This is a genomic window from Bartonella sp. MR110HLJHH, assembly GCF_042194225.1.
GTDB lineage: Bacteria > Pseudomonadota > Alphaproteobacteria > Rhizobiales > Rhizobiaceae > Bartonella > Bartonella grahamii.
Genome location: NZ_JBHIMQ010000014.1, coordinates 25196 through 37817 on the forward strand (window position 1 = coordinate 25196; position 12622 = coordinate 37817).

General features: G+C 38.3%; 10 protein-coding genes and 1 pseudogene. 6 read left to right on the forward strand and 5 right to left on the reverse strand.

The genetic code is table 11. From position 1 onward, the window contains the following. Window positions 1-84: 84 nt before the first annotated feature. Together ACFIKB_RS07970 and ACFIKB_RS07975 are read left to right on the forward strand one after the other, a co-directional pair. A complete protein-coding gene (locus tag ACFIKB_RS07970; protein ID WP_375653240.1) occupies window positions 85-2808 on the forward strand; it encodes a valine--tRNA ligase in 2724 nt (907 codons plus the stop codon). Window positions 2809-3949: 1141 nt separating this feature from the next. Next, window positions 3950-4741: a tetratricopeptide repeat protein gene (locus ACFIKB_RS07975; protein ID WP_375636221.1), complete on the forward strand. Its 792-nt coding sequence runs from the start codon at window positions 3950-3952 to the stop codon at window positions 4739-4741. A 102-nt stretch (window positions 4742-4843) separates the two neighbouring features. On the opposite strand, the gene ACFIKB_RS07980 is transcribed toward ACFIKB_RS07975, so the two are convergent. The 5 genes from ACFIKB_RS07980 to xth all read right to left on the reverse strand — a co-directional run bounded on the left by ACFIKB_RS07980 (window position 4844) and on the right by xth (window position 9025). Further along, the gene (locus tag ACFIKB_RS07980) at window positions 4844-5590 is read right to left on the reverse strand and encodes an amino acid ABC transporter ATP-binding protein (RefSeq protein WP_015856594.1); all 747 of its coding nucleotides are present in this window, start codon (window positions 5588-5590) and stop codon (window positions 4844-4846) included. Window positions 5591-5601: 11 nt separating this feature from the next. Further along, on the reverse strand, window positions 5602-6318 hold the full coding sequence (locus tag ACFIKB_RS07985; RefSeq protein WP_273788550.1) for an amino acid ABC transporter permease: 717 nt from the start codon (window positions 6316-6318) through the stop codon (window positions 5602-5604). A 2-nt stretch (window positions 6319-6320) separates the two neighbouring features. Further along, the gene (locus tag ACFIKB_RS07990) at window positions 6321-7073 is read right to left on the reverse strand and encodes an amino acid ABC transporter permease (RefSeq protein WP_375644764.1); all 753 of its coding nucleotides are present in this window, start codon (window positions 7071-7073) and stop codon (window positions 6321-6323) included. A 141-nt stretch (window positions 7074-7214) separates the two neighbouring features. Continuing rightward, window positions 7215-8120 carry a transporter substrate-binding domain-containing protein gene (locus ACFIKB_RS07995; RefSeq protein ID WP_273788552.1) on the reverse strand — a complete coding sequence of 302 codons (906 nt, stop codon included), beginning with the start codon at window positions 8118-8120 and terminating at the stop codon, window positions 7215-7217. 122 nt (window positions 8121-8242) lie between these two features. Then, a complete protein-coding gene (gene xth, locus ACFIKB_RS08000; RefSeq protein WP_375653234.1) occupies window positions 8243-9025 on the reverse strand; it encodes an exodeoxyribonuclease III in 783 nt (260 codons plus the stop codon). A gap of 489 nt (window positions 9026-9514) precedes the next feature. Between xth and rpsL the strand changes: the two genes are divergently transcribed. The 4 genes and pseudogenes from rpsL to ACFIKB_RS08020 all read left to right on the forward strand — a co-directional run. After that, a complete protein-coding gene (rpsL, locus tag ACFIKB_RS08005; protein WP_005773262.1) occupies window positions 9515-9886 on the forward strand; it encodes a 30S ribosomal protein S12 in 372 nt (123 codons plus the stop codon). Window positions 9887-9904: 18 nt separating this feature from the next. Beyond that, a complete protein-coding gene (gene rpsG / locus ACFIKB_RS08010; RefSeq protein WP_015856589.1) occupies window positions 9905-10375 on the forward strand; it encodes a 30S ribosomal protein S7 in 471 nt (156 codons plus the stop codon). Between the two features lie 24 nt (window positions 10376-10399). Beyond that, entirely contained in the window at window positions 10400-12484 is a 2085-nt protein-coding gene (gene fusA / locus ACFIKB_RS08015; protein WP_375653236.1) for an elongation factor G, read from the forward strand. A 62-nt stretch (window positions 12485-12546) separates the two neighbouring features. Beyond that, window positions 12547-12622 (forward strand): annotated as a pseudogene (locus ACFIKB_RS08020) (elongation factor Tu); the annotation flags it as partial.

Consider the following 12622-nt stretch of genomic DNA (forward strand, 5'->3'; position numbering starts at 1 on the left):
TCTAGTGAATGGCTGAAAATCACGGGTTTTTGATCGGGATTTGATCATATATTGTGTTTTTCAGTGGCGTTATGGATGGATGGAATGTTAGAAAAAAACTATGATGCTGCCTCTATAGAGCAACGGGTTGCAAAGAGATGGGAGACTCGTGGGGCCTTTAAAGTGGGAGCTGGTTCTAAAAGCGGTGCAGAACCTTTTTGCGTTATGCTTCCACCTCCTAATGTTACGGGCTCACTTCATATGGGGCACGCGCTCAATACGACAATTCAAGATATAATAGTTAGATTTCAGCGGATGCGTGGCAGAAATGTCTTGTGGCAGCCTGGTATGGATCATGCTGGGATTGCTACACAAATGGTTGTAGAGCGTCAACTTGCAGAACGCCAAGAGCCAACGCGTCAAGAAATGGGGAGAGAAAAGTTTATTGAGCGTATTTGGGAGTGGCGTTATGAAACTGGAGGCGTTATTGCAAACCAGCTGCGTCGCCTTGGGGTTTCATGTGATTGGTCGCGTGAGCGGTTTACAATGGATGAGGGGTTGTCGCAGGCAGTTCGTGAAGTCTTTGTCACGCTTTATAAGCAAGGGTTGATATATAGGGATAAGCGCCTCGTCAATTGGGATCCTAAATTGTTGACAGCTATTTCAGATCTTGAAGTTGAGCAAAAAGAAGTTCAAGGACATTTGTGGCACTTTAGATATCCACTTGAGGGTAAAATTTTTGATCCAAATGATGCGACAACTTTTATAACAGTGGCGACAACACGACCAGAAACAATGCTTGGTGATACAGGAATTGCCGTTAATCCTGAAGATGAGCGTTATAAAAATCTTATCGGTAAAAATGCTCTTTTGCCACTTGTTGGTCGTAGGTTATTAATTGTTGGTGATACGCATGCTGATCCTGAAGCTGGAAGTGGTGCTGTAAAAATCACACCAGCTCATGACTTTAATGATTTTGAAGTAGGACAGCGTAATCATTTACGCTTGATCAATATTTTTACCCAAAAAGCCGAGATTTTTCTCCGTGAAAATGAAGCATTTTTTGATGGTTTGATTTTATCAGATGAATTAAAAATGTTAGTAGAAAATCTCGATAAATCTGATCGTTTTTTTGCGCGCCAGAAGATTGTTTCTTTGATGGAAGAACAGGGATATTTAGCCTCTGTGGACGATCATACCCATATGGTTCCTCATGGAGATCGCAGTGGTGTCCCTATTGAGCCGTTTTTGACAGATCAATGGTATGTTCATGCTGCTAAATTAGCAAAGCCAGCGATAGAGGCTGTTCAACAAGGCAAAACGCAGTTCGTTCCCGATAGCTGGAAAAAGACTTACTTCAATTGGATGGAAAATATTCAACCTTGGTGCATTTCTCGCCAATTGTGGTGGGGACATCAGATTCCTGCTTGGTATGGTCCTGATGGAACGGTTTTTGTTGAAAAAAGTGAAAAAGAGGCTTTAGATTCAGCTTTTGCTCATTATGGTGAGGTTGTTGAATTAATCCGTGATCCGGATGTTTTAGATACTTGGTTTTCATCAGCTCTTTGGCCTTTTTCAACATTAGGATGGCCAAATAAAACGACTGAATTATCTACTTTTTACCCAACATCTTTATCCGTGACAGGATTTGATATTATTTTTTTCTGGGTTGCTCGTATGATGATGATGGGACTTCACTTTATGGGTGACGTTCCTTTTCCAACGGTCTATGTGCACGCTCTTGTTCGGGATCAAAAGGGTGCAAAGATGTCAAAATCAAAGGGAAATATTATTGATCCCTTAGAGCTTATTGATCAATATAGTGCTGATGCACTTCGGTTTACTTTAGCTATTATGGCAGCACAAGGTCGTGATGTAAAACTTGACGCTTCCCGTATTGCTGGTTATCGTAATTTTGCTACGAAATTGTGGAATGCTACCCGATTTGCACAGATGAATGGTGTGAAGCATGATCCAACTTTTAAGCCAGAACAAGCAAAATTGGCGCTTAATCGTTGGATTTTAACAGAATTATCCAAAACGATTTCAGCAGTGACGGCTGGTATTGAACACTATAAATTTAATGAGTCAGCTGCCACACTTTATCGTTTCGTTTGGAATACATTATGTGATTGGTATTTGGAGCTTCTCAAACCTATTTTTCAGGGGGGAAATGAAGATGCTAAAAATGAGGCTCAAGCTTGTACTGCTTGGGTTTTAGATGAAGTTTATAAACTTCTTCATCCTTTTATGCCTCATATGACGGAAGAGTTGTGGTCTCTTACAGAAACGCAAGCCATCAAGCGTGAGGATATGCTCGCATTGACAAAATGGCCAGAGGAAACATTGATAGATGAAGAAGCTGCTGATGATATTAATTGGCTTATTGATGTCGTTACAGGGATTCGGTCAGTACGTTTTGAAATGAATATTCCAGTGGCTACACAAGCACCTCTTGTTGTTGTTGAAGGAGGGGAAGTAACGCGAGAGCGTGTGAGGCGTTATGATGCACTTCTTAAAAAATTAGCGCGTATTGAAGTTATTGATTTCTCTGATAAAGTTCCGGAAGTATCGGCACAAATGATTTTGGGAGAGGCTGTTTTTTGTTTACCATTAGGACAGTTGATTGATTTGGAGGCTGAACGTGTTCGTTTGAGGAAGGATGTCAGTAAAATTGAACAAGATATTGAAAAAATATCGCTTAAGTTAAACAATCCCAAATTTATAGCAAATGCAAAAGCAGAAATTGTTGAGCGTGAACGGAACAGGGTTGTAGAACTGCGTGCAGCGCAGAAGAAAATATTTGTTGCTTTAGAGCGGTTGGATTGATTTCAGCTTTTTATTTTTTGATGGATGATTTCATACTATTAGGGCTGGTGTAGATCTTCTTTAAAGAAACTTTTTCTTTTGTTAGTTTTTCATGAACGATCATAAAATCTCTACTGAAATCCATTGTTTTATGTTTATCATTAAAGGAACATCTTTTAAGGTACCCGAGCCTATTTCACGACGGAAATCATGAATGGTATAACGGTAAATCCATTGAGCTCCCCTTCTTTACGCTTGTGAAGTAACAAGCGCTGGCACCATCCCACCCAATCCGGACAAGGACTTGGCACTTAAGACCGTTCATAAGAGGCATTTTTAGTTCTTTCTTACACAGAGTTTTTATCCACATAGCTCTCTCTGCTTGTAATGTGCAAGCGGATGGTTTTGATTGATTCAACATGGAACAGGTTTTGAATGGGAGAATCTTACGATATTCTAGGGACTCATTCAACATGCAAAAAAGGTAAATTATGATTATAAATCAATATGTTGTTTTATTACTGTAAAACATCATCATTTAGAGTAGCAATATAAGGCATGTAAAATTACACATGTGGTATTTTTGTTTTATGTAGTGGTGAGTATTCTGAGGTAGGGCTTGTGTGTAAAGTATGAATTAACCCCATGTGAAATGATGTCAGGTGGAATCTGTTAAACAAAAAGCTGTATTGTTTATAGATTAATGGTGGCAAAAAAATTCATCTTTAAGGTGGTAAGGCAGTTGTGAAGTTATAAGTTAACGATCATCATTATATTTATTTATCTTTCGTATTGTTTTTTATGCTTAAACGCTTACCATTCATTATGTATTCTCTTCGTTCTCAAGTTGCTGTTTAATGCACGTTATTTTATTGAGCGACTTTTATTCATACGTATACAATTTTAAAATCAATAAATCCTAGAATGTTAAAGGAGGTGTTACAAAATATAGAATGATGATTTATATTTAAAAATCAATTTGTTATATATAAAAATGGATACTTAATTTTATCGAACATTTTGGATGGTTTTAATTTATTGATCTTTTCTTTTAAAATTTTTACTTTAAAATCGCGTGTGCTTCTTACTAAGAAAAAGGGTTTAAATATCTACAAAGAAATTTGTAACAGATATAATCATTAAAATTGAGATAGGGGGGGAAATGGTTAATAGGTTTCAGATATGGAAAAAAGCCACTATTGTTGTGATTTTAGGGGGATTTTTTTCGACTGTTTATGCAATAGATGTTAATAGCTTGCAAGAAGCGAATGATGGTTCGTTTTATTTTTTTAAACGTGGTATGTCTGCTTATAAAGATGGACATATAAATCAGGCTATTGCAGCATTACGTCGTGCGGCTAAGAGAGGCCATATTGGTGCGAATTGGAAACTTGGCTCTATCTATGCAAACGGTGATGGTGTCCCTAAAAATGATTATAAGGCATATCATTTTTTGGCATATATTGTTGAAAAAGGTACTGATCTTGGTTCAGAGGATGAAAGTTATGTTTCTGATGCATTGGTTAAACTTGCGGGATATATAAAAAAAGGTATTCCTCAATCACCTGTGAAACCTGATCCTTCTTATGCTGCTCATCTTTATATGCAGGCTGCGGTGAACTATGGAAATCCTAAAGCTCAGTATCATTTAGGAAAAATATTTTTAAAGGGAGAGGGAAGGGAGAAGAATCTTATACAAGCAGCACGATGGTTTCAACTTTCAGCAAAAAAAGGAAATCCTTCCGCCCAAGCAATGCTTGGAAATATGCTGCTTCAAGAAGGAAAAATTGTCCGTGGGGCAGCATTGTTAACTGCTGCCTATGAAAAAGCTAATGTAAAAGACAGAAATTGGATTCGCCCTTTGCAAGAACAGGCTTTTGCTCTTTGTAATGAATTTGAGAGACGTACAGCAATTTCACTGGTTGCTGATATTTTAAAAAATAACAGTTTTTAAACATCTGATTGTAATATTTTTACATTCTCTCATCCGTTATTAAACTCTACTGTCTTGTGTCTAAGTTTACAGTAGAGATAGCTTTTTGTGATAATATAACGGCTAATGACTTAAGATTTTAGACAAAAATTCTTGCGTTCTTGGTGTTCTCGCTTGTGGATCAGAAAAGAACTCTTTAGATGAACAGTCTTCAAGAATTGTTCCTTGATCTATGAAAATAACACGCTCCGAGACTTTTTGTGCAAATCCCATTTCATGGGTTACACAAATCATCGTCATACCTTCTTCTGCTAAGCTAATCATGACATCGAGCACTTCACCTACCATTTCAGGATCTAGAGCAGATGTTGGTTCATCAAAAAGCATGACAAGTGGATCCATAGTTAAGGCACGTGCAATAGCAACACGTTGTTGTTGCCCTCCAGAAAGTTGACCAGGATATTTATCTTTGTGTTCAATCAGCCCAACGCGTTCAAGATACAACAATCCACGTTCAAGTGCTTCTTTTTTGCTTCGTTTTAGGACTTTAATTTGCGCAATTGTCAAATTTTCTGTGACAGATAAATGGGGGAAAAGCTCGAAGTGTTGAAATACCATTCCCACTTGACTTCGCAATTTAGGCAGATTCGTTTTTTTTGAATGGACTGGTACTCCGTTAATCCAAATTTCACCTTTTTGAAAAGGAACGAGAGCGTTAATAGTTTTAATGAGTGTTGACTTTCCTGATCCTGATGGACCACAAACGACAACGACCTCTCCTTTATTAATGTTGGTTGTACAGTTTTTAAGGACTTTAATTTCGCCATACCAATTAGAAACATTTTTTATTTCGATCATATGAGTAGACATTTTTTTTCCTATTAGCGAATAATGGATACTTTTTTTTGTAAATACAAAACTATTTGTGACAGTGTAAAACAGATAACAAAATAGAAAACAGCTGCTAAGATATAAGCTTCTTGCTTTACACCAAAATTATTAGCAGCAATATCAAAACCATTTAAAAGACTGTTGCCACTGATTGCATAAACAAGGGTTGTATCCTGAAAAAGGATAATAACTTGTGTTAAAAAAACTGGTAGCATGTCCCTAAAGGCTTGAGGAAGAATGACAATGTACATACTTTGCCAATATGTCATTCCGAGAGCTTGTCCCGCATATTTTTGTCCTTGCGAAACTGAGTTTATGCCAGCACGCATAATTTCTGCAAAATAAGCCGTTTCAAATGCGGTAAAGGTAATGAGTGCTGATTTATTTGCACCGATGGATGTACCGGTTAAAAAAGGCAAAAGCACGAAAAACCATAAGATAACCATCACAAGTGGTATTGAACGCATAGCTGTTATGTAAACGATTGCAAACCAAGAAAGAAGTTTTATGGAAGAAAGGCGCATCATTGCTAAAAGGGTGCCGAAAACAAACCCCAATACCGTTGCAAAAAGAGTTAGAAAAACGCTAAAGAGCAAACCTGATAAAATGTAAGAACGAAATACATCAAAGGTAAAAAAGGAAAAATCAAAGTCGGAAAAATTGAAAGGAAAATAAAGTCCAAACTGAGAGCTTATGAAATTCATCATTTTCAATTTCCCTTTGTTTGAAAATTAGGAATTTTGAGTATTTGTTCAATGACTGTCATCACAATGAATACGAATAAGGCTATTAGAATATAAAGAATCGTAACAAGCAAATAGTTTTCGTAAACATGGCTTACCTCTTCAATTGCTTGGTATTGAAATTGCATGAGCTCATTTATTGAAACGGCGAATGCTATAGACGAATTTTTCACAATGCCCATTGCTTCTGAAGTAAGCGGCGGCATAATTGTACGTATAGCACGTGGTAGTATAATATAGCGATAACTTTGATAAGTTGTAAACCCCATTGCCATAGCAGCATAACGTTGTCCAGAAGGAATCGCTTCAATGCCTGAACGAACCTGTTCTGCAATGCGTGCAGATGTAAAGAATCCTAATGCGCATGTTATTAAGAGAATAGGGGAAAATTTCATCGCTGGTGGATAAATCTTAGGAACAACAAAATACCACAAAAATACTTGTACAAGGAGGGGAATATTACGCATAATCTCTACCCAAATAGCACCGATAGTGCGAAATATATAATTGATTATCGATGTTTTGGGTAAAGTGCGCATTGTTCCTATAATAACACCACACAATACAGCTAAGATAAGTGAAGTGATAGACAATATAACCGTATTTTTTAAGCCATCGAGAAGTGTATCTAAATAGGTATGACTCACGCCGGGAGCTCCCAGGCATCCTGTTACCAGTGTTTGGGTAAGGTCATCTCTACAAAGGAAAGAAAAGTCCATTAATTGATATTCCCTCAAATTAGTCATTCACAAATAGGACAATAAATTAAGCGCATCTACATAGGCCAAATTTATTAAAAAGTGAATTAAAATATAAACCACACTCAATTTTTAAAGAGTGTGGTTCTTCTTTATTAAATTTTATAAATCTTTCTCTGTGTAGCTTTCTCGAGGCTTATTATTTGGGTGATCCCAAGCATATCTTGTTTGTTTTGACAAGGGAAGGTTCATAACAGTGTTAGCAGGTGGAATCGGTTTCATAAACCACTTATTGTAAAGCTTTTCAAGTGATTCATCTTTAATCTGACGTACGATACTATCGTTGATTGTTTGTTCAAATTTTTTGTCATTTAATCTGAGCATACAGGCGATAGGTTCGACTGAAAGTACAGTATCAAGAATGACATAATCAGATGGATTCTTTGATTTAGCAATATGTCCAGCAAGAATTGAAGCATCCATAACAAAAGCATCTGCCTTACCAGATTCTAATAATAAAAAACTATCTCCGTGATCTTTCCCCTTTAAAACTTTAAACTGAATGTTTTTTGCACGTTTGTTTTTACGAATAAGTTGAACAGATGTTGTACCGGTGGTCGTTGCGACTGTTTTTCCATTTAAATCGTCAAGAGATTTAATGTTAGAGTTTTTCTTTACAGCAATCCGAACCTCTTCAATGTATGTCGTATAAGCAAATGCTGCTTCTTTACTGCGGGCAATATCATTTGTTGTTGAGCCGCACTCAAAATCATAGGTTTTATTTTTTAAGAGAGGAATTCTATTTTGAGAAGTGATAGGAAGATAATGAATTTTAATTGGTTTACCAATTTTTTTTGAGATATCATCAATGATACGTTCTGCCATTTCTGTATGAAAACCTACATATTTATTATTACCAAGGGCGTAGGCTAAACCAGATGATTCACGGACACCTAAAGTAATTTCCCCTGTTCGTTTTATTTTTTCAAGAGTATCATGTTCAGCATGCGCGACGCTTGTAAAACCAATGGCCGTTGCTGCAATAAACATTAATAATGATTTCTTCATTTATGTCCTCCATTCATTTATCTTTACTTTAGCTGTTTAAGATATACTGTTTACATGGTGTAGCATAGTTATTATTTTTGAGTGGAATTTTTTTGTTGTTTCATAATGGGGGGTGTACTTTCTTAATTGATATTAAGGTGAATCCAAACAGGAACGTGGTCGGATGGTTTTTGATATCCCCTTACTTCTGTTTGACTATGAGCGCAAATAAGCTGATCAACAGCTTCTGGTGATAATAATAAATGATCAATGCGAATCCCATTGTTTTTAGGCCAAGCACCCGCCTGAAAATCCCAAAAACTGAAGGAGGGAGTATCGGTGACATTCCGGATAGCATCGTAAAGACCTAAATTAAGAATACGTTGAAATACTTTTCTTGTTTCTTGAAGAAATAAGGCATCTTGATACCATTCTTGAGGTTTTTTTGCATCTAATGGAGCGGGGATGACATTATAATCACCCGCTAGAATAAGGGGTTCTTCATACGCAAGCAATGATTTTGCATGTGTATATAATCTTTCCATCCATTCTATTTTATAGGAATATTTTTCACTCTCAATAGGATTCCCATTTGGTAAATAGAGAGATGCAACACGAACAACACCTTTGTTTGTTGAATAAACAGCTTCAATGTAACGTGTCTGCTCATCATTATCATTGCCTGGTAATCGACGGATCACTTCATCTGGTGTTCTTTTAGAGAGAATCGCAACACCATTAAAACTTTTTTGTCCGTGTGTTTCTATATGGTAACCTAAATTTTCAATTGCATCGCGTGGAAAATTTTCATCAATACTTTTAATTTCCTGTAAACAGACTATGTCCGGCTGGCTCTGCTGCAGCCATTGACATAATGTTTCATGTCGTGCTTTTATTCCAGCAATATTCCACGTTGCTATTTTCATGGCGCTCATCATTAGATATCAAGTATGCAATTCAATTTACTGCATTCATGTTTTATTACAGTCACATTGCTGCTTTTTTATTTATAGGGATATTACTATGGTAAATTGATTTATCAAGAGTAGCGGTAAAAGCAAATTTAAAGTTTTAAAATTTAATTTATTTTCATTTTTAAAAACTTTCTGCTGTTTAGTTCTTGACGAATGTAAGTGTTCTCGCTATTAGAGGTGGACATAACCGATGTGGATATGATCAGGTGTTTTGGATATGAACCGAAAGATTATTCACAGGTGTTAAGAAGATTAAAAGCAAATGCTAGTGCAAAAGGCTATTGCCTTCTCTGCTTGTGGTCGGGTGAACTGTTTTTTGCAGGTATGCCCGATTTTGTGTGTAGACTTAGATATCTGTTCCGATTCTGTTGGAGTGGATAGAAATGAAATAGAGAAGCCCGATTGGGTGAGACGAATGTAGATCGAAAAGAGGAAGGTTGCATGCCTACCGTAAACCAGTTGATTCGCAAACCGCGTGTAGCGCCAGTTAAACGTAATAAGGTTCCTGCTTTGCAGTCGAATCCGCAGAAACGTGGTGTTTGTACGCGTGTTTATACAACAACACCGAAGAAACCTAATTCTGCTCTTCGTAAAGTTGCTAAGATTCGCTTGACGAATGGATTTGAGGTGATTGGTTATATTCCTGGAGAGGGACATAATCTTCAAGAGCACTCTGTTGTGATGATTCGTGGTGGTCGTGTGAAAGATTTGCCAGGAGTTCGTTATCACATTATTCGTGGTTTGCTTGATACGCAGGGTGTCAAGAATCGTAAACAGCGTCGTTCAAAGTATGGCGCAAAGCGTCCAAAATAATATTGAGAGACAAAGCCAATGTCCCGTCGTCATAGAGCAGAAAAGCGTGAAATTAATCCAGATCCTAAGTTTGGTGATTTGGTTATTATGAAATTTATGAATGCCATTATGTTTGATGGTAAAAAATCAGTTGCAGAGCGTATTGTTTATGGTGCGCTTGATTCTGTAGAAAAAAGAGTAAAAACAGATCCTGTGGCTCTATTTCATCGGGCCTTGGAGAATGTTGCTCCTCATATTGAAGTTCGCTCACGCCGTGTTGGTGGTGCTACTTATCAAGTTCCGATTGATGTTCGTCCTGATCGTCGTCAGGCTCTTGCTATTCGTTGGTTGATTGCTGCGGCACGTGGTCGGAATGAAACGACGATGATTGAGCGTTTATCTGGTGAACTGATGGATGCGGCTAATAATCGCGGTTCTGCCGTGAAAAAGCGTGAAGATGTTCATCGTATGGCTGAGGCTAATCGTGCTTTTTCTCACTATCGCTGGTAGAAGTTTTAAACTAAGGCAAATATAATGGCTCGCGAATATAAAATTGAAGATTATCGTAATTTTGGTATTATGGCGCATATTGATGCTGGTAAGACTACGATGACTGAACGTATTCTGTTCTATACCGGCAAGAATCATAAAATTGGCGAGACCCACGATGGTGCTTCTACGATGGATTGGATGGAGCAGGAGCAGGAGCGCGGTATTACGATTACGTCTGCTGCGACAACGACGTTTTGGGAAGGGCGTGACGGTCGGAAGCGTCGCTTTAATATTATTGATACGCCAGGGCACGTTGATTTTACGATTGAGGTTGAGCGCTCTTTGCGTGTTCTTGATGGTGCAATAGCTTTGTTGGATGCAAATGCTGGTGTGGAGCCTCAGACGGAAACTGTTTGGCGGCAAGCTGAGAAATATCGTGTGCCTCGTATGGTTTTTGTTAATAAAATGGACAAAATAGGAGCTGACTTCTATCGTAGTGTGGAGATGGTTGGTTCTCGGTTGGGTGCTAAAGCGCTTGTTTTGCAGTTGCCGATTGGTGCTGAAAATGACTTTGAAGGCGTTGTTGATCTTGTAGAAATGAAGGTTTTAAAGTGGGATGGTTCTATTGGTGCCTCGGCGGTGATAAGTGAAATTCCCTCTGATTTAAGAGAGAAAGCTGAAGAATATCGCGAGAAATTGATTGAGATGGCTGTGGAGGTTGATGAAGCTGCGACAGAGGCTTATTTAGAAGGTGTTATGCCAACCAATGAACAGCTTGTTTCTCTCATTCGTAGGGGGACAGTAGAAGTTCAGTTTCATCCGGTTCTTTGTGGTACAGCTTTTAAAAACAAGGGAATTCAGCCGCTTTTGGATGCTGTTGTTTCTTATCTTCCTTCTCCAGTTGATGTTCCGGCAATTAGTGGTATTGATGTGAAGACTGAGACTGAGACGACACGCGAATCTTCAGATGATGCTCCACTATCTATGCTTGCTTTTAAAATTATGAATGATCCTTTTGTTGGTTCGTTGACGTTCTGTCGTATTTACTCAGGTAAAGTTCAGAAAGGTATTTCTCTTGAGAATACTGTGAAAAAGAAGAAAGAACGTTTGGGGCGTATGCTTCAAATGCATTCAAATTCTCGTGAGGATATTGAAGAAGCATTTGCTGGTGATATTGTTGCTCTTGCAGGGCTTAAAGAGACGACAACAGGTGATACTCTTTGTGATCCTTTGAAGCCTGTTATTTTGGAGAGGATGGAATTTCCAGAGCCTGTTATTGAGATTGCAATTGAACCGAAAACAAAAGCAGATCAAGAAAAAATGGGTATTGCTCTTAATCGTCTGGCAGCCGAAGATCCTTCATTTCGTGTTAAATCGGATGAGGAATCTGGTCAGACTATTATAGCTGGAATGGGTGAGCTTCATCTTGATATTATTGTTGACCGTATGCGGCGTGAATTTAAGGTTGAAGCAAATGTTGGGCAGCCTCAAGTTGCTTATCGTGAGTCAATTACTAAAATGGCGGAAATTGATTATACGCATAAGAAACAATCGGGTGGTGCCGGTCAGTTTGCTCGTGTGAAAATTGTTTTTGAGCCTCATGATGGTGATGACTTTATTTTTGAGTCGAAGATTGTGGGTGGTGCTGTTCCTAAAGAATATATTCCCGGCGTCCAAAAAGGGATTGAAAGTGTTATGGGGTCAGGTCCTCTTGCAGGCTTTCCTATGCTTGGTGTAAAAGCAACTCTTATTGATGGTGGCTATCACGATGTTGATTCTTCGGTTTTGGCTTTTGAGATTGCTGCTCGTGCAGCTTTTCGTGATGGAGCAAAGAAGGCTGGTGCACAGCTTCTTGAACCGATCATGAAGGTGGAAGTTGTTACACCAGATGATTATGTTGGTGATGTTATTGGTGATCTCAATTCTCGTCGGGGACAGATTTCAGGAACTGAAGCGCGCGGTATTGCAACGGTTGTGAATGCGATGGTTCCTTTGGCAAATATGTTTGGTTATGTGAATACCCTTCGCTCTATGAGTCAGGGGCGTGCACAGTACACAATGCAGTTTGATCATTACGAGCCTGTACCTTCGGCTGTTGCTTTGGAGATTCAAAAGAAATACGCGTAATTTCAGGTTGGTAATTAATTTTTAACTTAGTCCTTGGCTTGGACGGAAAATGGAGAGCTCAGATGGCGAAGAGCAAGTTTGAACGAACAAAACCGCATGTTAATATTGGTACGATTGGTCACGTTGATCATGGGAAGA

Coding starts and splice junctions, on each gene's coding strand:
- ACFIKB_RS07970 (WP_375653240.1), top strand. CDS start 85: ATGTTAGAAAAAAACTATGATGCTGCCTCTATAGAGCAACGGGTTGCA.
- ACFIKB_RS07975 (WP_375636221.1), top strand. CDS start 3,950: ATGGTTAATAGGTTTCAGATATGGAAAAAAGCCACTATTGTTGTGATT.
- ACFIKB_RS07980 (WP_015856594.1), bottom strand. CDS start 5,590: ATGTCTACTCATATGATCGAAATAAAAAATGTTTCTAATTGGTATGGC.
- ACFIKB_RS07985 (WP_273788550.1), bottom strand. CDS start 6,318: ATGATGAATTTCATAAGCTCTCAGTTTGGACTTTATTTTCCTTTCAAT.
- ACFIKB_RS07990 (WP_375644764.1), bottom strand. CDS start 7,073: ATGGACTTTTCTTTCCTTTGTAGAGATGACCTTACCCAAACACTGGTA.
- ACFIKB_RS07995 (WP_273788552.1), bottom strand. CDS start 8,120: ATGAAGAAATCATTATTAATGTTTATTGCAGCAACGGCCATTGGTTTT.
- xth (WP_375653234.1), bottom strand. CDS start 9,025: ATGAAAATAGCAACGTGGAATATTGCTGGAATAAAAGCACGACATGAA.
- rpsL (WP_005773262.1), top strand. CDS start 9,515: ATGCCTACCGTAAACCAGTTGATTCGCAAACCGCGTGTAGCGCCAGTT.
- rpsG (WP_015856589.1), top strand. CDS start 9,905: ATGTCCCGTCGTCATAGAGCAGAAAAGCGTGAAATTAATCCAGATCCT.
- fusA (WP_375653236.1), top strand. CDS start 10,400: ATGGCTCGCGAATATAAAATTGAAGATTATCGTAATTTTGGTATTATG.